Source organism: Nocardia sp. NPDC051990, from assembly GCF_040680755.1.
GTDB lineage: Bacteria > Actinomycetota > Actinomycetes > Mycobacteriales > Mycobacteriaceae > Nocardia.
In genome coordinates this window covers 106,652-128,622 of sequence record NZ_JBFAXH010000002.1, presented here as the reverse complement: position 1 = coordinate 128,622, position 21,971 = coordinate 106,652, and the positions used below count along the sequence as shown (strand labels likewise).

Sequence of the window (21,971 nt, the reverse complement as noted above, 5' to 3'; positions counted from 1 at the left end):
CGGGTGCGCGACCCGCTCCCGCGGCTCGCGTCAGGTCGTCGTCACCCGGCCGGGTGCTCATGCGCCGCAGCCGGTTGAGCAGCCTGTGGCGACGGGTTCGGGGGCTGGGGCACCGATGCGGGGGAGGCCGAGGCCGACGCCGATGGGTTCGGTTTTGGGGGTGATGCCCCTTTCGTGCGCGTCGCCCGCGCGGGTACGGCGGTGGGATTTGACAGGCGCGTCGGCGATCAGATGGTGCGGGGCCGCGTTGGTGATGTCGACGGTGATGATGTCACCGGGGCGGATCTTCTCCGCGGCGCCTTCGGGGCGGAAATGCACCAGTCGGCCGTCGCGGGCTCGGCCGCTCATGCGGGCGGTCGCGGCGTTCTTCTTGCCCGCGCCCTCGGCGACGAGCAATTCGACCTCGGTGCCGATGAGCGCCTTGTTCGCGTCGAGGGAGATCTCCTCCTGCAGCACGATCAGTCGGTCGTAGCGCTCCTGCACCACCGCCTTGGGCAGCTGGTCGGGCATATCCGCGGCGGGTGTGCCGGGGCGCTTGGAGTACTGGAAGGTGTAAGCACTGGTGAACCGCGCCTGCCGAACCACATCCAGGGTCTCCTGGAAATCCTCCTCAGTCTCGCCGGGGAAGCCGACGATGATGTCGGTGGTGATCGCGGCATGTGGCATCGCGGCCCGCACCTTCTCGATGATGCCGAGGTAGCGCGCCTTGCGGTAGGACCGGCGCATCGCCTTCAGCACTCGATCCGACCCGGACTGCAGCGGCATATGCAATTGCGGGCAGACATTCGGCGTTTCGGCCATCGCCTCGATCACGTCATCGGTGAATTCGGCCGGATGCGGCGAGGTGAAGCGCACCCGCTCCAGCCCATCGATGCCCCCGGCCGCGCGCAGCAATTTAGCGAAGGCACCGCGATCGCGCGCCTCATCGGGATCGGCGAAGGACGCACCATAGGAGTTCACGTTCTGGCCGAGCAGCGTGACTTCCAGCACGCCCTGATCGACCAGCGCCTGCACCTCGGCGAGCACGTCACCCGGACGCCGGTCGACCTCCTTGCCACGCAGCGACGGCACGATGCAGAACGTGCAGGTGTTATTGCAGCCCACCGAGATCGATACCCAACCCGCATAGGCGGATTCGCGCTTGGCGGGCAGGCTCGACGGGAATGCCTCCAGCGATTCCAGGATCTCCACCTGCGCCTCGGCATTGTGCCGCGCCCGTTCCAGCAGCACCGGCAGCGATCCGATGTTGTGTGTGCCGAACACCACATCCACCCACGGCGCCTTGCGCACAACGGTGTCGCGGTCCTTCTGTGCCAGGCAGCCGCCGACGGCGATCTGCATACCCGGCCGGTCGGCCTTGATCGGCGCGAGGTGCCCGAGGGTGCCGTAGAGCTTGTTGTCCGCGTTCTCGCGCACCGCGCAGGTGTTGAAGACGACGAGATCGGCCGTCGCGCCCGGCGCGGCCTTCACATAACCCGCATCCTCGAGCAGGCCCGACAAGCGTTCGGAATCGTGCACGTTCATCTGGCAACCGAAGGTACGGACCTCGTAACTGCGTGCGCTGGCCGCGGCCGCAGGGGCGGGAGACAGCACTGCCTGTCCGATCGAATCCACCCGTCCAGGGTACGGGGGTGCGCAACGCTGGTTTTCAGCGCATCGGCGCAGGCTCTGGGCTGCATCGGAAGGGTTACAGCGCTGTGTCGTGTCGGCGCGGCGTTACGGTGTGTCGCCGAAACTCGGGCAAATCGCCGTTTTCCGCTTAAGGTCTTGAACCATGACCGACGACGCCACCGCACCCGACACAATCGGGTTGGCCAAAACCGGGGCAGCTAGTTCTGATGAGGGCAGTACCGCTATGAACGCACCGATGATTTCGATGAGCAATGTGGAAAAGCACTTCGGTGACCTGCATGTGCTGCGCGATATCAATCTCGAAGTCCCCAAGGGGCAGGTCGTCATCGTTCTGGGCCCCTCGGGGTCCGGGAAGTCGACGCTGTGCCGCACCATCAACCGACTGGAGCCGATCGATTCCGGCGATATCGCCATCGACGGCGTACCGCTGCCCGCGGAGGGCCGCGCGCTTGCCGCATTGCGCGCCGATGTCGGCATGGTGTTCCAATCTTTCAACCTCTTCGCGCATAAGACGATCGTCGAGAACGTGATGCTCGCCCCGCTGAAGGTTCGCAAGGCGAAAAAGGAGGATGCCCGCAAGCGCGCGATGGAGCTGCTCGAACGCGTCGGGATCGCCAATCAGGCTGATAAGTATCCGGCACAGCTGTCCGGCGGCCAGCAGCAGCGCGTGGCGATCGCCCGCGCGTTGGCGATGAGCCCGAAAGTGATGCTGTTCGACGAGCCGACCTCGGCGCTGGACCCGGAGATGGTCAATGAGGTGCTCGACGTCATGGTGTCGCTGGCCAAGGAGGGGATGACGATGCTGGTCGTCACCCACGAGATGGGCTTCGCGCGCAAGGCAGGTAACCGGGTGCTGTTCATGGCCGACGGGCTGATCGTCGAGGACGCCACACCCGAGGTGTTCTTCACCGCGCCGAAGTCTGACCGTGCCAAGGATTTCCTCGGCAAGATTCTGAGCCACTGAACCGAGGAATCACCGCATCCGTAAAGACCACGGGCACCGAAATCACCAGAAAGAGAAGGAAATCGATGAGGATCAACCGTACGCTCCGACTCGGCATCGGGGCGTTAGCCCTGGCGCTGGCCGCAACAACCGCCGCGTGTGGCGGTGGTAGCGATAAGTCCGCATTGGACAACGCCAAGGGCGGAAAGCTCACCGTCGGCATCAAATTCGACCAGCCGGGTCTCGGCCTGCGCAATAAGGACGGCTCGTTCAGCGGCTTCGACGTCGAAGTCGCCAAGTATGTCGCGGGCAAACTCGGTGTGCAGCCGGAGAACATCACGTTCAAGGAGTCCCCGTCCGGTCAGCGCGAGACGCTGATCGAGAATGGTCAGGTCGACTACATCGTCGCGACCTACTCGATCAATGACGCGCGTAAGCAGAAGGTCGACTTCGCCGGGCCGTATTACGTTGCGGGCCAGTCGCTTTTGGTGAAGGCCGACAACAACAGCATTAATAGCCCCGACGATCTGAAGGGTAAGAAGGTCTGCTCGGTGAAGGGCTCCACCCCGGCCCAGAACATCGAGAAGAACTTCCCCGCTACGCAGCTGCAGACCAACGACACCTACTCGCTGTGTCTCGAGGGTCTGCAGGCTGGTTCGTACGACGCGGTGACCACCGACGACATCATCCTGGCCGGTTACGCGGCGCAGAGCACGGGCACGTTCAAGGTCGTCGGCAAGCCGTTCACCACGGAGAACTACGGCATCGGCCTGAAGAAGGGCGATAAAGAGCTGCGCGGAAAGGTCAATGACGCGATCGAGGCAATGATCGCCGACGGGTCGTGGAAGAAGGCGTTCGACTCCACGGTCGGCGTCTCCGGCTACCAGGCGCCGACACCGCCGACGGTGAACCGGTACTGAGATTCGTGATCGGGTGGCCCGCACGGGCCACCCGATCGCTTCGCTACGAGCAACCTGTACACCGCGCGCGGCAGGACGATCTCCGGCCGCCGCACAATCCGATCGGAGGGACGCGTCTACCGTGTTCGACCTGATCTCGAGGTATGACGTCCTCGGCGCCTTCTGGGTGACCATCAAACTGACCGCATCGTCGGCGGTCCTCGCCCTGATCCTAGGCACATTCGTCGCTGCGCTGCGCGTCTCGCCCGTGCCGGTCGGCCGCTTTCTCGGCGCCGCCTACGTCACTATCTTCCGCAATACCCCACTGACGCTGATCATCGTGTTCTGCTCACTGGGCCTCTACTCCACCATGGGCTGGAAGCTCGCACCGGAGGGACCGAACTCGCTGGCGCAGAACAACTTCCGCTACGCAGTACTCGGACTCAGCATCTACACCGCGGCATTCGTATGCGAGTCATTGCGCTCGGGCATCAACACCGTGCCCATGGGCCAGTCCGAGGCGGGCCGTTCACTGGGCCTCACCTTCACACAGAATCTGCGAATCGTGGTGCTGCCGCAGGCATTCCGCTCGGTCATCGCCCCGCTGGGCAGTGTCCTGATCGCGCTCACCAAGAACTCCACGATCGCCTCGGCGATCGGTGTCGCCGAGGCCGCGACCCTGATGGCCAAGATGAACGAGAACGAGGCCGCGCTGATCACCATCGGCTTCATCTTCGCACTCGGCTTCGTAATCCTGACCCTGCCGACCGGCCTGCTGTTCGGCTGGCTGGCCAAGCGATTCGAGGTGACTCGGTGAGTGCTGGAGCTTCGGTTCTGTTCGATGCGCCCGGACCCCGCGCGCGCATTCGAAACCAAATCTATTCCGTCATAGCGATTGTCGCGGTGCTGGCACTCGGCTGGGTGTTCTACCGTGGTTTCGCCGATAAGGGGCAGTTCACCGCCGAGAAGTGGAAGCCATTCATCGAGGCGGACGTCTGGAAGACCTATCTGCTGCCCGGTCTGCGCGGCACCCTGGTCGCGGCGCTGCTGTCCATCGTGTTCGCACTGGTGATCGGCATGGTCTTCGGCATCCTGCGCCTGTCCGAGCACCGGGTCGTGCGCTGGGTGGCGGGCGCGATCGTTGAGGTGGCCCGGTCCATTCCGGTGCTGATCCTGATGATCTTCCTGTTCTACGTCTTCTCCGATTACAAGGTGTTCAAGGTCGACCAGCTCGCGCTGTGGGCCGTAGTGATCGCACTGACCGTCTACAACGGTTCGGTCATCGCCGAAATCGTGCGCGCGGGCATCAAATCGCTGCCGAAGGGACAGACCGAGGCCGCCGTCGCATTGGGCCTGCGCAAGGGGCAGCTGATGCGGTTGATCCTGCTGCCGCAGGCGATTACCGCCATGCTGCCCGCATTGATTTCGCAAATGGTTGTGGCGCTGAAGGATTCGGCGCTCGGTTATCAGATCACCTACCTCGAGATCGTGCGTCAGGGGTCGCAACTCGGTGCGGCCGAGCGCAATACGGTGCCCGCACTGATGGTCGTCGCCGTCGTGATGATTCTGCTGAACAGCACGTTGACGATCGTGGCCAATAAGCTGGAGCAGCGGTTGCGCTCGCGCAAGCGGGCCAGGGGCGCGGCCGTCGTGGCTGCCGACTCGATTCTGACCGATGCGACTCCCGGGATGGATATCACCCAGAAGCCATGAGTCCAGCTGGGTAGGTGACTGCCGCTATGGAAGTGGCCGCGCAGACGAAGGCCGCCACTGCGGGTGAGTGGCAGTTTTGCGGCCAGGCTACCGCGAGGGTGGTTGGTTTCAGGTCGGTGACGGGCCGATAGGCGATGCCAGGGCGGGGGTGGCGACGGGCGATCGAGGCGGGCGGGAACCAGATGTTGTCGCCTACTTCGATCAGGTTGAAGATCTGCGCCAGATCCAGACCCCGACGCGGGGTTTCGGGAGGCGAGGCGAGGCCGTCGCGGTCGGCGGGCGCTCCGTCGGGGAGCGTTCGACCGGCCAGGTCGGCCAGGCTCAGGTCTATCCGGGTGGCGAGCGGATCGGATGCGGCCAGCGCGACCAAGCGGGGTTCGGTGAGCAGCGGTTCGACGTCCAGGCCACGGTCGTCGAACGGGCTGGCCAGGAGGGCGACATCCGCGCGGCCCTGATGCAGGGCCGGGACCTGTTCCAACAGTCTCCGGCGCAGCCTACAAAGCCGCCATGCTCGAATCCGACATGTCCGAGGCCATGGCTCAGGGCATGTACGACATGCTGGAAGCAAAGGAGAACGGTCTCGACAATGCCGAACCCCGCACTCCCCAAGCCACGACTCCGACCACCTTCCGCCAGTGGTGCGAAGAAGTCCTCGCCCCCCTCGACTGCTGACTGTCGCCGCAGCGGACCGCTCATCGGCAGAGCACCGAGGCGAAACCGGTACAGGGGCACACTGCGGTCCAGCTGCACGGAGTGCGCACCTCGCGGCAACCATCTCCAGGACAATTCGCCAGAGTAACGACCGCCGCGAACGGAGCGGGCGCGCGACTGCGGCTCAGTCGGAGTCCGGTGCGTCGGACTGTGCCTGTGCGAGTTCAGCTTTCACTACGGTGAAGGCGGTGGATTGGTTGTAACCGCGGCGGGCGAGCATGGCTACGAGACGGCGGATAATTTTGTCGCGGTCCAGGTTGGTGGGCACGGTGCGCAGTTTTCGGCGAACCAGTTCGGCCGCGCGCTGTTCCTCGTCATCGGCAGTGATGGCGTCGAGGGCGGAGGCGGCGTCGGATTGGGATACGCCCTTGCGGCGGAGTTCTTGGGCAAGAGCCTGTTTGCCCTTGCCGGAGAAGGTGTGGCGGGAGTGGACCCATTGTTCGGCGAAGGCGGCGTCGTCGATCAGGCCGACCTCGGTGAAGCGGTCGAGGGCCCGTTCGGTGATGTCGGGCGTAAAGCCCTTGGCCGTGAGACGCTGCGCTAGTTCGGCACGGCTGCGGGCGCGGACGGCGAGCAGGCGAAGACACACCTCCTTCGCCTGCTCGACCGTCCCGCCTTGGGGAGTGCGCTCGGCATGGGACCGCGAATGGTCCCCGTCTGCGCGGGAACCGACGGCACCTGTCTGCTGCGCACCCTCCTCGGATCCGGCCGCCACCGGATCCGCCCATCGGCCTTCGGAACTCTGGAAGTCAGCCGAGTGGGAGTCGTTGCGCCGGAATTCCTTCCGGCGCACGCGACCGCGCCGGGACCCAGTCGAACGCGCCCGCTGCGGATCGGGCGCGCTCGACCGAGTTCCCATGATGTCCGAATCGGCCAAACCACCTTCGGCCAACCGGACTCGCCTATCCCCCCGCCCCCTGACCCGAAAACCCGAGTCCTCCGTATCCCTCTCAGACCACCGGCCCCGGTCCGGCTCTTGCTCGCCTGAGCCGGATCCGGTGGAGGTTGGGACGGGTGGGCGGCCTGAGGCGGAGAGTAGTTCGTTCAGGCGGCGGCGGGCGTCGGTGACCGGGTCGGGCCGCGTTGTATCGGGTGCAGGCCAGGTGGGGGCTGGGCGCCGAGAGGTCATCGGATCAGAAGTCAGCGGGAACCTCAGTGGCCGCGCCATCCGCGGTAACGTCGGCGCCGATGCCGAGCTTCTCCTTGATCTTCTTCTCGATCTCGTCGCGGACGTCGGTGTTCTCCAGCAGGAACTTGCGGGCGTTCTCCTTGCCTTGGCCGAGCTGATCGCCCTCGTAGGTGTACCAGGAGCCGGACTTGCGGATAAAGCCATGCTCGACGCCCATATCGATGAGCGAGCCCTCCTTGGAAATGCCCTGGCCGTAGAGGATATCGAATTCGGCCTGCTTGAACGGCGGCGAAACCTTGTTCTTCACGACCTTCACGCGGGTGCGGTTGCCGACCGCATCGCTGCCGTCCTTGAGCGTTTCGATGCGGCGCACATCCAGACGCACCGAGGCGTAGAACTTCAGCGCCTTACCACCGGTCGTGGTCTCGGGCGAACCGAACATCACGCCGATCTTCTCGCGCAGCTGGTTGATGAAGATGGCGGTGGTGCCGGAGCTGTTCAGCGCGCCGGTCATCTTGCGCAGCGCCTGGCTCATCAGGCGCGCCTGCAGACCGACATGGCTGTCACCCATCTCGCCCTCGATTTCGGCGCGCGGTACCAGCGCGGCCACCGAGTCGATGACGATGATGTCGATCGCGCCCGAACGCACCAGCATGTCGGCGATCTCCAGCGCCTGCTCACCGGTATCGGGCTGGGAGACGAGCAGCGCGTCGGTGTCGACTCCCAGCTTGCGGGCGTAATCGGGATCGAGCGCGTGCTCGGCGTCGATGAAGGCGGCGACACCGCCCGCGGCCTGGGCATTGGCCACCGCATGCAGTGCGACGGTCGTCTTACCCGAGGACTCCGGACCGTAGACCTCGACGATGCGGCCGCGCGGCAGACCGCCGATGCCGAGCGCCACGTCCAGAGCGATGGATCCGGTCGGGATCACCGAAATGGGCTGGCGCGCCTCCTCACCGAGACGCATGACCGCGCCCTTGCCGAAGCTCTTCTCGACCTGAGCCAGCGCCAGCTCGAGCGCCTTGTCACGGTCGTACGCCTGTGGTGCCATATCCTGATCCCCTTTTCGACGGGTAAGTCTCGTTCGTGGTTGGCGCCCACATTAGAGGGCGGCACCGACAAGTTCTGGCGACCAGCCTAGCCGAACAGATGTTCGAGTCAAGCGACGCGCCCGACAACACGCGCCGCAAACTTTCCGAACACGGCAACCGCCACGCTACCGCCGATCGCGGCACCGAATCTCACCGCACCAGCGAGATCCGATCACTGTCCAGCACTGTCTGCGCCTGCTTGTACACCGCGCAACGCGGCCGCCACCTCCACATCCGTGATCCCATCCCGCCCCGTCCAGCGGGAGACCGTCGTCGCCTGAGCATCGACTGTCGCGACCGTCATCAGCCCCGGCAACCCGCGATCCGGCCAGGCACCCCAAGCACCAACCGGGCACCCCATACACGGAGCGCCCGGCCTGGCGACCGGATGCCCGGCACCTGCCGATTACTGCTGCGGCAGAACGGATTCGTCACCTTCGGCCCGCGGGCCGGAGATACGGCGGTCGGATTCATCGATGCGGACGTCGTTGATGCTGGCCTCGCGCCGCGACATCAGGCCTTCCGGGGTGAACTCCCACTGTTCGTTGCCGTAACTGCGCCACCACTGGCCGGATTCGTCGTGCCATTCGTACTGGAAGCGAACCGCGATGCGGTTGCCTTCGAACGCCCAGAGGTCCTTGCGCAGTGCGTAACCGTTTTCGATGGACCACTTGCGGGTGAGGAATTCGACGATGGCGGCGCGGCCGGTGCAGAACTCATCGCGATTGCGCCACACCGAATCCTCGGTGTATGCGGCGGCGACGCGCTCGGGATCTCTGGTGTTCCAGGCATCCTCGGCGGCGCGCACCTTTGCTTTGGCGGATTCCAGGTCGAACGGCGGCAGCGGAGGTCGCATGGCAATTCCCTTTCGGGTATCGAAGGTCAGGGGTTGGCCGGGGAGAGTTCGGCGGGGCCCCAGCGGAGCGGGCCCGCGCCGTGGACTTCGATCACTTCCGCAATGGTGAAGTCGATCGAACACTGGGCCCCGGCGGTGAAGGTTTCGGGCGCCCAGGACAGTTCGGCGGTTCCGGTGAGTTGTAGAACTCCGCCGGTGGTCCAGTCTGGGATCAGGATGCCGCAGCGTGGATTCACCGCGATGTTCCCGAGCGTCATGAACATCGAATTGCCCTGGTAGTCGGGCCATCTCAGCCGAGTAGACGAAAGCACCCGGAGGAAGCCGGGATTCCCGCCACGATGGGAGGCATCGGCACTGCCATCGGCACCCGCGGTGGCGACGAAGAAGGTGTCCGCCGCCGCGATCAGCACACGCTGGCGCGCATCGAGTTCCGTGTCATGACGGGGCGGCGGTAGGTCGACATCGGACCGGTACGATTCGAGCTGCCTGCGCGAGATGTACTTCGGACAGTTCGAATACACCTGTTCGACGGTAATCCGCAGCCCCGACTCCGTCGGCACCGCGAATCCATTGACGCGCATTCGCCTACGCCGCTGTGGCTGCAGCGCGATCATGCCGATCCGAGCCGGACGGGTCAGCGCTTCGTGCAGCGGATCTCCGACGGCCGCAAATGCGTCGACCGCGATCGTCTCGGCATCGATGACGTGCACGAATCCAGGCGACCCGACCAACGCACCTGCCCACATCCGCCCAGCACGATCCGCAGCCGCGATCACAACCATCGGCTGCTCCGCCAGGAAACCCGCCGCGATATCCGGGATATCGGCGCGAATCATTCGTCCCACCCGATCGGCGATATGCGCCTGACCCATTCGCTGCTGCACGGCGACCTCGCCCGAATGAAAGTGCGTCATCTCCGATCCTCCCGCGACGTTCAACAGGAATCGGGCTCAGAAGAATCCACACGTCGGGGCGACACCGCTGGGCGCGGGAGCGGATTCCGCGCCCGTGGGGGCGTATACCTCGAGGCGGATACCGTCGGGATCGGTGAAGAAGATGCCACCCGAGGCGACGCCCTCGCCGTGCGCGACCACACCATCGTGGGCAAAACTCACCGAGAGTTCGCGCAGCAGCGCCTCGATCGAGCGCACCTGTTCGATGGTGTCGACCTGGAACGAAAGATGATGCAGGCCAGGGGTTTCGGCGGAGAACACGCCATCGGACTGCTGCCAGAGGGTCAGCACGAGTTTGCCGTTCGCGCCGAGGAAGGCCCAGCGCCGGTCGTCGTCGGCACTGGCCGCGAGCTGCTCGAAACCGAATGCGCGGCGATAGAAGTCCACCGATCGGTCCAGATCGGAGACGTTCAGGCCGATGTGTCCGGTAGCGAACTGGGGCGCGATGGCTGTCGTCATAGTGATCCTCCTCGGATTGCTTAACCGCTATATAGCGCTTTAACAGTTAGAACATAACGAGAAACGATACGCGAGTCAACCTCTAAAATGAGAATGACTGGTTAGAACGGTGGTGGTTGCCTTGGCGACGAAAGGGAGATCGTTACCCTCAGGTATGCCCGATCCACGCCCCCACCTCGGTGAACCGCTGGCACTCGACCTGCTGAATACCCGGTGGATCCAGGATGGACCGCAGGATCTGCTCACCGATGTCACAGGTCTCGACATCTGGTTGACCACGGCCGGAATCGACGATCGCGCGAATGCGGACGAGCCGACCCTGCAGGCAGTACTCGCCACCCGCACCGCCATCTACGACGTGGTAAAACATGCCTCGCACACCGCGCTCAACGACGTGCTCGACCACGGCCGGATCCGACGCACCCTGACCGACACCGGCCCCGCCGATCTCGTCGACGTACCCGAAACCACCTGGCTCCCTGGCTGGCTCGCCGCCGACAGCCTGCTCCAGCTACTGGCCGAGGCACCGGACCGGATCCGTCAGTGCGCCCATCCGGACTGCGTGCTGTTCTTCTACGACACCTCGAAAAACGGCACCCGACGGTGGCATTCGATGGCGACCTGCGGCAATCGCACCAAAGCCGCACGCCACTACGCGAAAAAGGTCTGAGCTCAGAAGAGTTCGTCGAGCAATCGGTAGTAGGCCAGGCGCCGCCGGTCCGGCTCGACGAGCCCATAGGCGGTGTAGAACGCGCGCAGTTCGTCGGCTTCGAAGTCCGCGCGCAGATCGCGCTCGACCAAGGCCAGATCGCGGTATCGATCCGCGATACCCAGACCGCCCAGGTCGATCAGCAGACCGCCGTCCAGCACATTGGACGGGGTGAAATCGCCATGCGCGACAACAAGATCCTCGTCCGACGGACGTTCGACGAGCAGTCGTTGGTAGATCTGTTCCGGCGTCAGCCCTCGATTGTCGTCGTCGAAGTCGTCGGCGTCGACCAAACCCTCGAGCACGCGCCGCCGCGCCTGGGCCAGCATGACGTCCAGCGTGCCGTCGAACGGGCATTCGGTAACGGGAATGTCGTGCAGACGCCGCAGCAGCGCACCCATGACCGCACCCACCGATTCCGTCGGTTCGGCAGCCAGACTCGGCAGACCCGCGTCGACCAGAACGAGGATATCCGCTTCGAACACAGCGGTGTCCGGGAGCTGAATCCCCTTGTCCCGCAACCAATTAAGCCGCTCATATTCAGCAGTGGCCCGCGGCCCTCGCTTGACCCAGTACGCACCATCGACATGCGCGACACCGCCACTCATCCCCTCGTGCTCCGCCGACCATATGGGGTCGTCACCCAGCACCGCGGCGACCTTCGGCGGCAAGGTCGCCGGCAGGTCGTCCAGGAGGTCGAGGGTGGTGCGCGTGGATTCGATCAGCTCGGCATCCCCCTCGACGACACGCAATTTCAGCGCCTCGGTGAGCCGTGCCTTGGCCTCGGGCAACCGGCCCTGCTCGGCGAGGGCCTTGCCCAGATGCTGTAGCGCGAAGGACAGCACCTCGGAATCGCCAGCTCGGTCCACGGCTCGGCGATACAGCGTTTCGGCGGTGACGGTGTCACCCCAATAGCGGTAGACATCACCCCAATAGCGGTAGACATCACCGAGATTGATCCAGACAGACATCCGGCGATAGTCACTATCCGCGAGTTCGAGTGCGCGATCGAGGTGATCGAGGGCCTCAGCGTAGCGGCCGAGCAGCATCAACTCGATGCCGATCTTGCGGAATTCAGCGAAGTCGACGGGCCGTGCGGCCGCAACGCGGGCGGCCAGCTGCGCATGATCGGTCGCGATCATGCGCAGCCGCTCGTCGAAGCGGTACCTGCTCACCAGCGTGATCTCGGTACGTCGAAATCCGCGCACAGCGCGCGCCACACGTCACGCGGGTCGGTGCCCGCCTCGATGGCGGCGGCACCCGTCCGCCCACCCAATGCCGGGATGGTGTGGTCCTTGAGCAGCGCATCGCCGCGGGCCACACCGAACTCGGTGTGCAACAGCTCCTGGAACTCGGTCAACCGCACCGTAGTCAAGATACTCGCGCCGCTGCGGTACCTCACTCGAGCCGTTCGATTGGCGTCAGCGTGTATCCGGTGAAATCCGGTCGAACCTTGCGCTAGTGGGTCCGAACGCTGAGCACGTCGTGGCAGATGCGGATCGGGTCGGCGACTTCCGCGATACCCGCGGCCGCTCGTTGCGCTGCGGCCGTGTAGTCGGGCGTGTTGAGTAGATCGAGGACCGCGGTGCGCACCGCATCGGCGGTCAGCGGGCGGACCAGGATAGAACTGCCTTGGCGGGCAGCGCGATTGGCCAATTCCCATTGGTCGCCGCCGCCGGGAACCGTGACGATCGGAACACCCGCGAGCAGCGATTTCGCGAGCAGGCCGTGGCCGCCGCCGCCCACTACGACCGAGGCGTGGGTGAGCAGTTCGTCTTGGCGACCGAGTCCGGCGGTCGCCCACGGCGGCAGATCGGTGGGCGGTGTGTCGAGCATGGAAATGGCCACCCGGACGCCCCCACCGTCCAGTGCGGCCAGCACGGTTTCGACCATGCCCGTGACACCGGTGTGCGCGGTCGACGGTGCCACCATGACCAGCGGCTCGGCACCGAGGGGTGGTTCGAGGATCTTCGGAGTCGGCTCCCACAGCAACGGGCCGATGATGTGGGTGTGCTCGGGCCAATCGGGGCGCGGCACCTCGAGCGCGGGCAAGGTGGCGATCAGGCGGGCCGCCGGGCCCGGATCGGCCGCGGGCAGTCCGACACTTTCGCGGGCCCGCTCCCGTTGACGCACACCGTTGCGAATGGCGCGTGCGGTCATGGTGCGCAACATGCCGTCACGCAGTCGTCCGCGCACCCCCTCCCCGGGCGCGAGGCCACTTCCGATGGGCGGCAACGCTTTCGACGGCAGATATAGCGGATGCGGCGATAGCTCGACCCACGGCACCCGGAGTCGCTCGGCAGCCATGCCACCGCCCGCGGTCAGCACATCCGACACCACGAGCTCGGGCAGCATCGCGCTCAGATCGGGCAGGATTTCGGTCGAAATATGCGCCGCACGCTCATGGATGCGCTGACCGGCGTCATCGTCGTCGTCGACCGTACGCGGCGCGAGCCCCTTGAGCCTGCGCACCGCGATGCCCGCCTCCTTGGCGGCGTCGAACCAACGCGGTCCGGTGAACAGCACCGGATCGTCACCGGCGGCCAGGAACCGTTCACACAGCGCCAGCGCCGGGAACGCATGGCCGGGATCCGGCCCGGCAACAACGGCAACACGCATGCGGCCAGCCTGCCACATCGATATCGGAATTCGGTGCGACGCGGTTCGGGTTCCCGATCCGCCCCCGGGTGCGTTCATCGAAATGCCACCCAGGTGCAACGCACCGAGCGCCGATCGACGGCATGCTGGCCTAGACCATTCCCCGACGATCGACAGATTGGGGTCGAGGTGCCGTCACCACCGTCGACGAATTCCCGGACCTGCTGACCGAGTGCGCCGACATCTGGGATAGGCCCGACCGCAGCGACGACCCATCGACATACTGGACCAGGACCTGCCATGCACGGAACTGCTGCGCCGATCTCACCGTGACGACGAGGAACTGCACCCCCGGACGCCTGCACGATATCGGCCACAAACTCGTCCCCGGCTACGGGCCATGGCAAGCACGGCGCGGACGCGATCCGAGCGCTACTCGGCGACCGCGTCCGCCCGACTTGTCGAACTGCACGTTGTGGCCAAGCGCTACTTGGCCGCCACCCGAGACCGCCCACCCTCTCTCCCCCGCCAGCCGGCGCCCCCTGCTCGCCCAGGGCGGCCCCATGACCGAGCCGAAATCGCCGAATTTCGAACCGATCCCGACTTCACCGCCGCCCTCACCCTCCGCCGGGCCGACGACCCGGCCAAGGTGGTCGGTCTGCGCGTCGCCTCCGTCGAGTCCTGGCGCCCAGTGATCGAACGAGTCGCGGACACCCACTGACCCCAACCGATTTCAACACTTCCCCACCCATCCGTTACCCTTGCTGAGCACACCGGTCCGGGTGGCGGAATGGCAGACGCGCTAGCTTGAGGTGCTAGTGCCCTTTATCGGGCGTGGGGGTTCAAGTCCCCCTCCGGACACAACCAATACGGCACGTCACCCGCTCTACCTGCGGTTATGTAGGAAGGGTTGATGATAGTGGCGAGCCGCATCAGTGCAGAACCGCAGGTAGAGGCCCTGTGGGGGTTCAATTCGGGTTCAGCTGAGAGAATCCTGAGAAGCCGACAGGTCGACCCGATGGATTTGGCCGCCGGAGCAGCGGGTGAAGACGACGAAGGCGCGGGCGATCTGCTGGGCCATTTCGCGGCCGTGATCGTCCTCGACCAGGGCCAGGGCCAGGTCGATCCCGGCCGCGACGCCCGCGGAGGTCCAGCGGTTGCGATCGTGGACGTAGATGCGGTCGGGCTCGACGACGACGCGAGGGTAGGTGCGGGCCAGTCGCTCGGTTGTACCCCAGTGGGTGGTGGCTCGGTAGCCGTAGCAGGCCGGCGGCGGCGAGCAGCAGCGCGCCGGAGCACACCGAGGTCACTCGGCGGGATTTGCGGGCCAGGGCCGGTAATTCGCGGACCACCTCCGCGGACACCGGGCCGGAGACCCAGCCGCCGACGACCATCAGGGTGTCGATCTCGTCAGCGGAGGCGGCCAGGTCATGCAGCGAGTGTTCGACCGCGACGGTCAGACCGCCGTCGGTCTTGATCGACCGGCCCTGCGGCGAGGCCGTCACGAGCCGGTACAGCGTCGTCTCGGTGATCGCGTTGACGAACCCGAAAACATCCATCGGCCCGGCCAATTCGACCAACTGCATGCCCTCGTAGGCGACGAAAACGATGGTGCGCGGCGCGGGCATTGCGTCATCATCGCAGTCGGAAGAGGTGGCCGCCACGGTCAGTGTGTGATCGTGACGGCAATCGGGCTCCCACATCGCCGCAATATCGCCGCGCGCAATGGCGATCGGGAGACTCGCCCCGGCAGCCACATCAGCCGACGCGCCCGCCCTCCGTGTCCTTGCCGCGCACCACGTGCTGATCGAGGAATGGGATGATCACTGCGGCAACATGATCTGAGAACTGGGCGTGCGGATAGTGTCCACCGTTGTCGACCATCACCACCCTGCCCGAACTGTCCGGCATGGCGGCCACGATCGCGTTCGCCTCTGCCTCGGGATCGGCGAAATCCGGGTCCGCCGAACCCATGATCACCAGCGCCGGGCAGCGGACGTCCGCCAATCGGGCGTGCGCGTCCGCAGGGGTGGTCTGTCCGGCTTTCATGAATTCCGCCCAGCGCTCAGGCTGCCGCAGGATGTTCTCGAGGCCGGCGAGGTATCGGTCGTAGTCGGCGGGCCCTGGTCGGATAGGCCACATCCAGATACCGCCGCCACCAGGCGAGCGATTTCATGATCGTGGTGAGCGCCAGCCGCACCCCTCCACGGCGGTAGCGACGGTTGGTGAACAAGGCTGCGACATTCAGGCTTTGAGTGAGGGTGAATGGGCCGATCTCGACGATCGCGGTCACCAGCTCCGGGGCCTGCGCCGCGGCGATCGCGACCCGCCCGACAGCGAGTGCCCGACGATCACCGCCGGGCCGCAGAAGTGCCGGATTACGCCCAGCAGGTCCTCCGCTACATCGGTGCGGCTGATGGCGGCTTTTCCGGTCACCGACGGCCAGTCGAGGCTCGATTCGCCGTGCCCGCGCATGTCTACGTTGACCACCCGGTAGCCCGCGTCGGCCAGGGGGCCGACGAGGTGGCGGAAGTCGTGCCGCACGGTGCCCATGCCGTGCGACAGCACCACGAGCGGTCCGTCGCCGACCACATCGCAGGCGAGCTGTCCGTGTTCGAGCGTCACATACTCGGTCATTGTCGTTTCCTTCCAGCGGAATCATCTGGTGGCCGCGACTGCGACCTGCTGGAATTGAACGTCGGAAAATCGGCGCGGCCCGATACTGAAGGCCGGAAGGGTCAGTCGGACAGCCGATTTCGTCAGATCCTGACGAGTGTCACCGCGAGACGTCAGTCGCTCACCGCGGTTTCGACTGTGCCTTTCCGCTTTCGTGAACTCGGTCCGCACCGCCCCGAGGTACGCCCGACAAGGCGAGGTTCAGTGGCCAGATGTTCGGTACGGCCGGGGCAGAACGACTGGATGCTGGCATTGGTTGCACCGGGCAGCGGATTTTTCTCTGCCCCTGCGCTTTCGGAGAAGAGGTGACAGGCGGTCAGGCCCGGCGACACCGCCGGATCCGCGTTGAGCCGGGTCAGAAACGGAGAGCCCGGGACCATATCCCGACAGCCCGGTGACACCCCAGCGCACACCGACGAGAGATCATCGCCTTGTTCCGGGGTGCCGTCATCGATATAGCTTCCGACCGAATCGAGTCCGCCGAGGAACTTCACTTAGTCACGTTGCGCAAGACCACCCATTGAGTGACCGACGAGATCCACCCGCCGAGCGCCGGTCTGCTGCCGGATGTCGGCAGCCTTGTCGGCCACCGCCTGCGCCGACTCCGAGATCGCCTCTGTCCCACTGGGATTCCCGAGCAGCACCATCGAAAGGGCGTGGTAGCCCTGCGAACCGAGCCATGCCCGAAAACTTTCCAGCGCCCCTGGTCCGCGGCGATCCCCCCGATCATGGTCGCCCGCGATCCGTAGACTTCGGCCGCGATATCACTCACGCGGATGGGGGCTCGACCACTGGCGGTCTGTGCGCTCGGATCGGCAGTGGCGTCAGATCAGTCACCCGACAGGACACGGCAGTCAGTGTCCGTACCGGGCGCTGAGGGTCGGTTGGCTCACATTTTGCGTTTCTGCCGTGTATCCATGGGATGGTTATCCGGTGAGATCAGGCTTATCGACGTGATCCGCTTGGCTCATCTACAGAAAAGAATGAATTAAGCAATGACTCAAGGCAGTGTGAAGTGGTTCAACGCCGAAAAGGGCTTCGGTTTTATCGCGCAGGACGGTGGCGGCCCTGACGTCTTCGTGCACTACTCCGCCGTATCCGGCTCGGGATTCAAGTCCCTCGAAGAAGGACAGCGCGTGGAGTTCGAGGTCGGACAAGGACAGAAGGGCCCGCAGGCCCAGGACGTCCGCGCTATCTGATCGACGCAGCTCGGTACAGCCCCGCCCCCTCAGGCGGATTCGAGAGGTCGTCGCAACACTGGTGGTCGAGTTAAGCGGCCGTTAGCTTGGCCAGACGCTCGGCTGGGGTATCCCAGCCGAGCGTTTTGCGTGGTCGGCCGTTGAGTTCGGCGGCGACGGCGTCGAGGTGTTCGCGGGTGTGCACGGACAAGTCGGTGCCCTTCGGGAAGTACTGCCGGAGCAGGCCGTAGGTGTTTTCGTTGGAGCCGCATTGCCAGGGACTGGCCGGATCACAGAAGTAGACAGGGATGTCGGTGGCGATACTGAACTGGTGGTGTTCGGCCAGTTCACTGCCCTGGTCCCAGGTCAACGACCTCATCAGGTGTCGAGGTAGCCGAGACACGGTGTGTTGCAAGGCATCTCGCGCATTCTCCGCGTCGCGGCCGTCGGGTAGATGGACCAGCATGACGTAGCGGGTGCTGCGTTCAACGAGGGTGCCGATCGCCGAGGCGCTGTCCCTGCCGATGATCAGATCGCCTTCCCAGTGCCCGGGCACGGCCCGGTCCTCCACCTCGGCGGGCCGGTCGCTGATCATGACCATCGGGTGGGTGAACCGCAGCTGGCGGCAGGAAGCCCGACAGCGTGGTTTGCGGCGGGCGCGGGCCGCTGCGCAGCGACCGCGCCAGTTCGCGGCGTAGTTCGCCGCGGCCCTGGACGTAGAGGGCCTGGTAGGTGGTCTCATGGACCACGTGCAGCTCCGGCCGGTCGGGGAAGTGTTCACGAAACAGCCTGGCAGATCTGTTCCGGGCTCCACCGTTTGGTCAACCGCTGCTGAATGAACTCGGCCAGCTCGGGGTATCGGGCGGTCTTTTCGAACCTTCGGGCGGGGTCGGCGTGCCTCAGCGCGTGTCTGAGCAGCGTGCGGTCGGTAGGCCAGCTGCCCGGTCGGGCTCACCGTGCCGTTACGGCGGATCTCGCGGCTGATCGTGGACGGATCACGTCCCAACTCGGCCGCGATCGTGCGGATACCGGCTTTCTCCCGCCGCCGGTCGGCGATGTGGATGCGTTCGTCCTCGCTCAGATACCGCGACTTCGACGCAGTGGAGGCTGCCCGCTCGACACGAGCGGGCAGCCTCCTGCGTTTCGGATCATCACGGCCGTTGCGCCACTCGCGCCGGTGCGCTCGTTGACGCCGACCACCTTCGATGCCGCCTTGTTGCTATAGCCGAGTTCCACAAGACGCAGATACTCCGCCCTCTCAGCCCGCAACTTCTTACCCGGCCCCGTACTACGGCCCGTCCGAATCCTGAAGTCCATCGCAACCTCTCCTGAACTGGAGTGTTGCGACGACTCCTAGAACTCAAGTCAGGGTGCGGGGCTGTTGCGTGTTCCGGGGCAATGAACCAGGCCGCCGCCGCTGACCGTCCATCGGAGAAATGGCTTGATTCCAGCCGTACAGAATCGGCTCGAGCGCAACGGTTCCTTGGGGGCTATTTGATCTGAATGGTATTGAGGCTGAGTTGCCGTGGATCCCCACCGAGACTCAGTGGCTGGAGCTGCTGGCCGTGGCTGCCGAGGAGCCGATCCGCAACCGGGTGAAGCTCGCGCTGGCCTACGATGCGGCGCTGCGGCAGGAAAAGCTGTGTTCGATGCGCACTGATGACGTTGATCCGGCTCATCGGACGCTGCGGGTGCGGGCGCAAACAACGAAGAACCGGCTCGAGCGGGTGGTGCCGCACAGTTCATGGCGCCTGCAGCCTGCGCAAGGTGGGTACGCCAGGCCCGGTCAGATCATCGAGATAGGCAGTGCGGCCGGCCATTGCCATGGTCAAGGCGATCGTCGTTCCGCTGACCACAGGGCCTGTTCCGATGGCGAAGGGGCCGTCGGTCGCTTCGAGACGGAGCCCCTCGATCATGCTCCGGCTCGGAACCGTGAAGTCGCGGCTGGCGTAGAAGTGGGCAACTTCGGTAGCGGCTTCGCTCGACGGTTCGCGCAGCATCTGCAGTGGTCGTCGGCGTGGACGACCACCTCCTCGAGCCACGCCGCTGTATGCCCGGCCGCAGATCGACCACATCGTCTGACCGATGGCGCGCCATTCGGCAGAAGCGGGCGATCGCGAGATCGACTGCTAGCCAACGTTTGCGCCTGTTCAACGCGCGGGTCGCGGCATGACAGGATGATTTCGTGGGTGGAAGAGTTCGACTGTGCGGCAGCTTGTTTTGATGTCCGGGAGTCGTGAAACGGCGTCACCGACTCCGTTCAGCGGCGCCGCTGTCGCGGCGGGGATCACGGTGGGGGCGCTGCTGACCTGGCTCGCCTTCTACGTCCGCATCGCCAAGCCGATCAATTCCCAGCAGACCGCCGCTGCGCAGAGCGGCATCATTCCGGTCAATGCCCGTGCGCTGCAGGACAAGTGGGACAGCATTCTGAAGTACCGGGTCACCCTGCAGTTCATTGCTATCGCCGGACTGTGCGCCGCGCTGATCCTATTTTGATCTCAGAGCACGCGATAGGCGGTGTCGCCTTCGTCGGTGGCATGGACAACCCGGGGTTCGACCGGACCTGGACCGAGGAAGACCACCCCGCACTACGCGAAGTGCAACGGTGGGAGGTTGCCCTCCCTACCGCCCACCGCACGGCGGTCCTCCGTACTGATCACATGGCAGATCGCCCCGAAGCGTAGTGGCAGGTATGGGCTGGGGCCGGTAGTCGCCTCACTTCGTCTGTTGACCAGTACGCTGGTCATTGGTCCCGGTGATTGCCGAGCCGCTCAAGGCCTCTCTGCGGTCCTGTTTCTCGAATCGCGATGCCGCCCGAATCACTCGGAGAGGCGAATGTGGCAACGACCGCAGGCGAAACAAATGACCAAGATGCCACTGGCACCTTGGCGGAGCAAGATGACGCCGCGGACGACATCTGGGATGAGGACGAGTCTCCGGCGCTGCGTCGGGCGCGCAAGGAAGCCGAGTTCACCGCCGGTGGGGACTCGACACGCGCGTATCTAAAGCAGATCGGGCGAGTTCCCCTACTCTCCGCGGCCGAGGAGGTCGATCTCGCGGTCCGGATCGAAGTCGGTCTATATGCGGTGCAGAAACTGCAGGCCGAATGCGAGGGCCCCTCGGGTCTCACGATCGCACGTCACCGAGACCTGACTTGGATCGTACAGGACGGCATCGCGGCCAAAGATCATCTGCTCGAGGCAAACCTGCGGCTGGTGGTGTCGATCGCCAAACGGTACACCGGGCGGGGCATGGCCTTCCTCGACCTGATCCAGGAGGGCAATCTGGGTCTGGTGCGGGCGGTCGAAAAGTTCGACTACAGTAGAGGATTCAAGTTCTCGACCTATGCCACATGGTGGATTCGCCAGGCGATTTCTCGCGCCATGGCCGACCAGGCCCGCACCATACGAATCCCCGTGCACATGGTGGAGATCATCAACAAGCTCGGGCGTGTAGAGCGCGAACTGCTTCAGCAGCTGGGCCGCGAGGCAACAGCGCAAGAGCTTGCCGCAGAATTAGGTATTACACCCGCGAAGATTCTCGAGGTTCGGCAAATCGCACGGGAACCGATCTCGTTGGACCAGACGCTCGGTGACGAGGGCACGACCCAGTTCGGCGATTTCATCGAGGACTCCGAGGCTGTCGTAGCCGTCGAGAAGGTAGCGTTCACCCTGCTGCAGGTGCAGTTGCGGTCGGTACTCGACACGCTCAGCGAGCGCGAAGCCGGCGTCATGCGCCTGCGTTACGGCCTGGGTGATGGGCGGCCTCGAACGCTCGACGACATTGGGAAGGTCTACGGCGTCACCCGTGAGCGGATCCGGCAGATCGAGTCGAAGACGATGTCGAAGCTACGTCACCCATCGCGCTCACAGTTGCTTCGGGATTACCTCGAATAGAGGGCAATGGTCCTGCGGACGGTTGCAGGTCAGCAGCGGGCCCTGCCGCAGTTGTCCAGCGTCATCGAGAACACCGCGTAGTCGGTCGAGGCGCTGGCGCACCTCCAGCAGTTTTCGTACGAGATCATCACCGAGGGTCGGAAAGACCGTGACACCGACGTCGTCGTCAGTGAGATCGTCGGAGGCTACTGGCCGCGACCCACTCAACTGTGTCGACCAGTGACCGTCGGTCCCCGAGGAGGCGCTCATTTTCCGTCTTCCCGGGATGACGGCGTGGAGATCGAACAGCGAGCCTTGTCGAGCAGCGTCATGGTGGCGCTTCCATCTCCAGGAGGGCGAGTCGGAGTACCCCCACAAGCGCTGGCAGGATAGCCAACTCGCGGCGGGAACAACACTGCTGGATATAGCTAGCGATAGTGAGCGTACATGTCGCATATCGCGCGTTGATCAGCCATCCAGACCGGTTGGCCGGCAAGGCTTCCGACATGCTGGATGCCGGGTTGAGCGGGCTGCAGACATCAGGCGCGG

Annotated in this window: 24 protein-coding genes, 1 tRNA gene and 2 pseudogenes; 12 read left to right on the top strand and 15 right to left on the bottom strand. The window is 65.0% G+C overall.

Annotation, left to right across the window (positions count from 1 at the left end; translation table 11 throughout):
• Positions 1-57: 57 nt before the first annotated feature.
• Positions 58-1,614, bottom strand: a complete 1,557-nt coding sequence (gene miaB / locus AB0L63_RS04220) for a tRNA (N6-isopentenyl adenosine(37)-C2)-methylthiotransferase MiaB (RefSeq protein WP_364494382.1) — start codon at positions 1,612-1,614, stop codon at positions 58-60.
• A 253-nt stretch (positions 1,615-1,867) separates the two neighbouring features.
• Between miaB and gluA the strand changes: the two genes are divergently transcribed.
• The 4 genes from gluA to AB0L63_RS04200 all read left to right on the top strand — a co-directional run bounded on the left by gluA (position 1,868) and on the right by AB0L63_RS04200 (position 5,187).
• A complete protein-coding gene (gluA, locus tag AB0L63_RS04215) occupies positions 1,868-2,596 on the top strand; it encodes a glutamate ABC transporter ATP-binding protein GluA (RefSeq protein WP_364495602.1) in 729 nt (242 codons plus the stop codon).
• Positions 2,597-2,661: 65 nt separating this feature from the next.
• The gene (locus AB0L63_RS04210) at positions 2,662-3,495 is read left to right on the top strand and encodes a glutamate ABC transporter substrate-binding protein (RefSeq protein ID WP_364494379.1); all 834 of its coding nucleotides are present in this window, start codon (positions 2,662-2,664) and stop codon (positions 3,493-3,495) included.
• Between the two features lie 121 nt (positions 3,496-3,616).
• Entirely contained in the window at positions 3,617-4,291 is a 675-nt protein-coding gene (locus AB0L63_RS04205) for an amino acid ABC transporter permease (RefSeq protein ID WP_364494376.1), read from the top strand.
• Positions 4,288-5,187 carry an amino acid ABC transporter permease gene (locus AB0L63_RS04200; protein WP_364494373.1) on the top strand — a complete coding sequence of 300 codons (900 nt, stop codon included), beginning with the start codon at positions 4,288-4,290 and terminating at the stop codon, positions 5,185-5,187. Before AB0L63_RS04205 ends, AB0L63_RS04200 begins: the two co-directional genes overlap by 4 nt.
• Here the strand turns inward: AB0L63_RS04200 and AB0L63_RS04195 are convergent.
• On the bottom strand, positions 5,171-5,665 hold the full coding sequence (locus tag AB0L63_RS04195; protein ID WP_364494370.1) for a LysR substrate-binding domain-containing protein: 495 nt from the start codon (positions 5,663-5,665) through the stop codon (positions 5,171-5,173). The two genes, AB0L63_RS04200 and AB0L63_RS04195, sit on opposite strands and share 17 nt — an antisense overlap.
• A gap of 29 nt (positions 5,666-5,694) precedes the next feature.
• Here AB0L63_RS04195 and AB0L63_RS04190 point away from each other — a divergent pair, with 29 nt between their 5' ends.
• A complete protein-coding gene (locus AB0L63_RS04190; protein WP_364494367.1) occupies positions 5,695-5,859 on the top strand; it encodes a hypothetical protein in 165 nt (54 codons plus the stop codon).
• 163 nt (positions 5,860-6,022) lie between these two features.
• Here the strand turns inward: AB0L63_RS04190 and recX are convergent, their stop codons facing one another.
• The 5 genes from recX to AB0L63_RS04165 all read right to left on the bottom strand — a co-directional run bounded on the left by recX (position 6,023) and on the right by AB0L63_RS04165 (position 10,386).
• The gene (recX, locus tag AB0L63_RS04185) at positions 6,023-6,613 is read right to left on the bottom strand and encodes a recombination regulator RecX (protein WP_364494364.1); all 591 of its coding nucleotides are present in this window, start codon (positions 6,611-6,613) and stop codon (positions 6,023-6,025) included.
• Between the two features lie 418 nt (positions 6,614-7,031).
• On the bottom strand, positions 7,032-8,078 hold the full coding sequence (gene recA / locus AB0L63_RS04180) for a recombinase RecA (RefSeq protein ID WP_364494361.1): 1,047 nt from the start codon (positions 8,076-8,078) through the stop codon (positions 7,032-7,034).
• Positions 8,079-8,524: 446 nt separating this feature from the next.
• A complete protein-coding gene (locus AB0L63_RS04175; RefSeq protein WP_364494358.1) occupies positions 8,525-8,974 on the bottom strand; it encodes a nuclear transport factor 2 family protein in 450 nt (149 codons plus the stop codon).
• A 26-nt stretch (positions 8,975-9,000) separates the two neighbouring features.
• Entirely contained in the window at positions 9,001-9,888 is an 888-nt protein-coding gene (locus tag AB0L63_RS04170; protein WP_364494356.1) for a pyridoxamine 5'-phosphate oxidase family protein, read from the bottom strand.
• Between the two features lie 36 nt (positions 9,889-9,924).
• Positions 9,925-10,386: a VOC family protein gene (locus AB0L63_RS04165; RefSeq protein ID WP_364494353.1), complete on the bottom strand. Its 462-nt coding sequence runs from the start codon at positions 10,384-10,386 to the stop codon at positions 9,925-9,927.
• A gap of 154 nt (positions 10,387-10,540) precedes the next feature.
• Here AB0L63_RS04165 and AB0L63_RS04160 point away from each other — a divergent pair, with 154 nt between their 5' ends.
• On the top strand, positions 10,541-11,056 hold the full coding sequence (locus AB0L63_RS04160; protein WP_364494350.1) for a CGNR zinc finger domain-containing protein: 516 nt from the start codon (positions 10,541-10,543) through the stop codon (positions 11,054-11,056).
• 2 nt (positions 11,057-11,058) lie between these two features.
• Here the strand turns inward: AB0L63_RS04160 and AB0L63_RS04155 are convergent, their stop codons facing one another.
• The 3 genes from AB0L63_RS04155 to AB0L63_RS04145 all read right to left on the bottom strand — a co-directional run bounded on the left by AB0L63_RS04155 (position 11,059) and on the right by AB0L63_RS04145 (position 13,714).
• Positions 11,059-12,270: a phosphotransferase gene (locus tag AB0L63_RS04155; protein WP_364494347.1), complete on the bottom strand. Its 1,212-nt coding sequence runs from the start codon at positions 12,268-12,270 to the stop codon at positions 11,059-11,061.
• Positions 12,267-12,461, bottom strand: coding sequence for a DUF3046 domain-containing protein (locus AB0L63_RS04150; RefSeq protein WP_364494344.1), 195 nt, complete (start codon positions 12,459-12,461; stop codon positions 12,267-12,269). Before AB0L63_RS04150 ends, AB0L63_RS04155 begins: the two co-directional genes overlap by 4 nt.
• Positions 12,462-12,553: 92 nt before the next feature.
• Entirely contained in the window at positions 12,554-13,714 is a 1,161-nt protein-coding gene (locus AB0L63_RS04145; RefSeq protein WP_364494342.1) for a nucleotide disphospho-sugar-binding domain-containing protein, read from the bottom strand.
• 379 nt (positions 13,715-14,093) lie between these two features.
• Here AB0L63_RS04145 and AB0L63_RS04140 point away from each other — a divergent pair, with 379 nt between their 5' ends.
• Together AB0L63_RS04140 and AB0L63_RS04135 are read left to right on the top strand one after the other, a co-directional pair.
• Positions 14,094-14,414: a hypothetical protein gene (locus tag AB0L63_RS04140; RefSeq protein WP_364494339.1), complete on the top strand. Its 321-nt coding sequence runs from the start codon at positions 14,094-14,096 to the stop codon at positions 14,412-14,414.
• 55 nt (positions 14,415-14,469) lie between these two features.
• A tRNA-Leu gene (locus AB0L63_RS04135) sits at positions 14,470-14,554 on the top strand.
• 107 nt (positions 14,555-14,661) lie between these two features.
• Here AB0L63_RS04135 and AB0L63_RS04130 read toward each other — a convergent pair.
• The 3 genes from AB0L63_RS04130 to AB0L63_RS04120 form a co-directional block, all read right to left on the bottom strand.
• Entirely contained in the window at positions 14,662-15,321 is a 660-nt protein-coding gene (locus AB0L63_RS04130) for a DJ-1/PfpI family protein (RefSeq protein WP_364494337.1), read from the bottom strand.
• Between the two features lie 130 nt (positions 15,322-15,451).
• The gene (locus AB0L63_RS04125; RefSeq protein WP_364494334.1) at positions 15,452-15,835 is read right to left on the bottom strand and encodes an alpha/beta hydrolase; all 384 of its coding nucleotides are present in this window, start codon (positions 15,833-15,835) and stop codon (positions 15,452-15,454) included.
• A gap of 147 nt (positions 15,836-15,982) precedes the next feature.
• Positions 15,983-16,330, bottom strand: a complete 348-nt coding sequence (locus AB0L63_RS04120; RefSeq protein ID WP_364494331.1) for an alpha/beta fold hydrolase — start codon at positions 16,328-16,330, stop codon at positions 15,983-15,985.
• A 1,034-nt stretch (positions 16,331-17,364) separates the two neighbouring features.
• On the opposite strand from AB0L63_RS04120, the gene AB0L63_RS04115 reads away from it, so the two are divergent.
• Positions 17,365-17,568 (top strand): cold-shock protein, encoded by a 204-nt coding sequence (locus tag AB0L63_RS04115; protein ID WP_327099590.1) that lies wholly within the window; start codon positions 17,365-17,367, stop codon positions 17,566-17,568.
• A gap of 70 nt (positions 17,569-17,638) precedes the next feature.
• Here the strand turns inward: AB0L63_RS04115 and AB0L63_RS04110 are convergent.
• Positions 17,639-18,634: pseudogene (locus AB0L63_RS04110) on the bottom strand (IS30 family transposase); the annotation flags it as partial.
• Positions 18,635-19,112: 478 nt separating this feature from the next.
• On the opposite strand from AB0L63_RS04110, the gene AB0L63_RS04105 reads away from it, so the two are divergent.
• From AB0L63_RS04105 to AB0L63_RS04095, 3 genes and pseudogenes are all read left to right on the top strand, one after another.
• The gene (locus AB0L63_RS04105; RefSeq protein WP_364494328.1) at positions 19,113-19,787 is read left to right on the top strand and encodes a tyrosine-type recombinase/integrase; all 675 of its coding nucleotides are present in this window, start codon (positions 19,113-19,115) and stop codon (positions 19,785-19,787) included.
• Positions 19,771-20,043: a hypothetical protein gene (locus AB0L63_RS04100; RefSeq protein WP_364494326.1), complete on the top strand. Its 273-nt coding sequence runs from the start codon at positions 19,771-19,773 to the stop codon at positions 20,041-20,043. The genes AB0L63_RS04105 and AB0L63_RS04100 overlap by 17 nt, the downstream gene beginning before the upstream one ends.
• A gap of 395 nt (positions 20,044-20,438) precedes the next feature.
• Positions 20,439-21,443: pseudogene (locus AB0L63_RS04095) on the top strand (RNA polymerase sigma factor); the annotation flags it as partial.
• Here the strand turns inward: AB0L63_RS04095 and AB0L63_RS04090 are convergent.
• Complete coding sequence (locus tag AB0L63_RS04090; RefSeq protein ID WP_364494324.1) at positions 21,414-21,692, bottom strand: hypothetical protein; 279 nt, start codon at positions 21,690-21,692, stop codon at positions 21,414-21,416. The pseudogene AB0L63_RS04095 and the gene AB0L63_RS04090 overlap by 30 nt on opposite strands.
• Positions 21,693-21,971 lie beyond the last annotated feature (279 nt).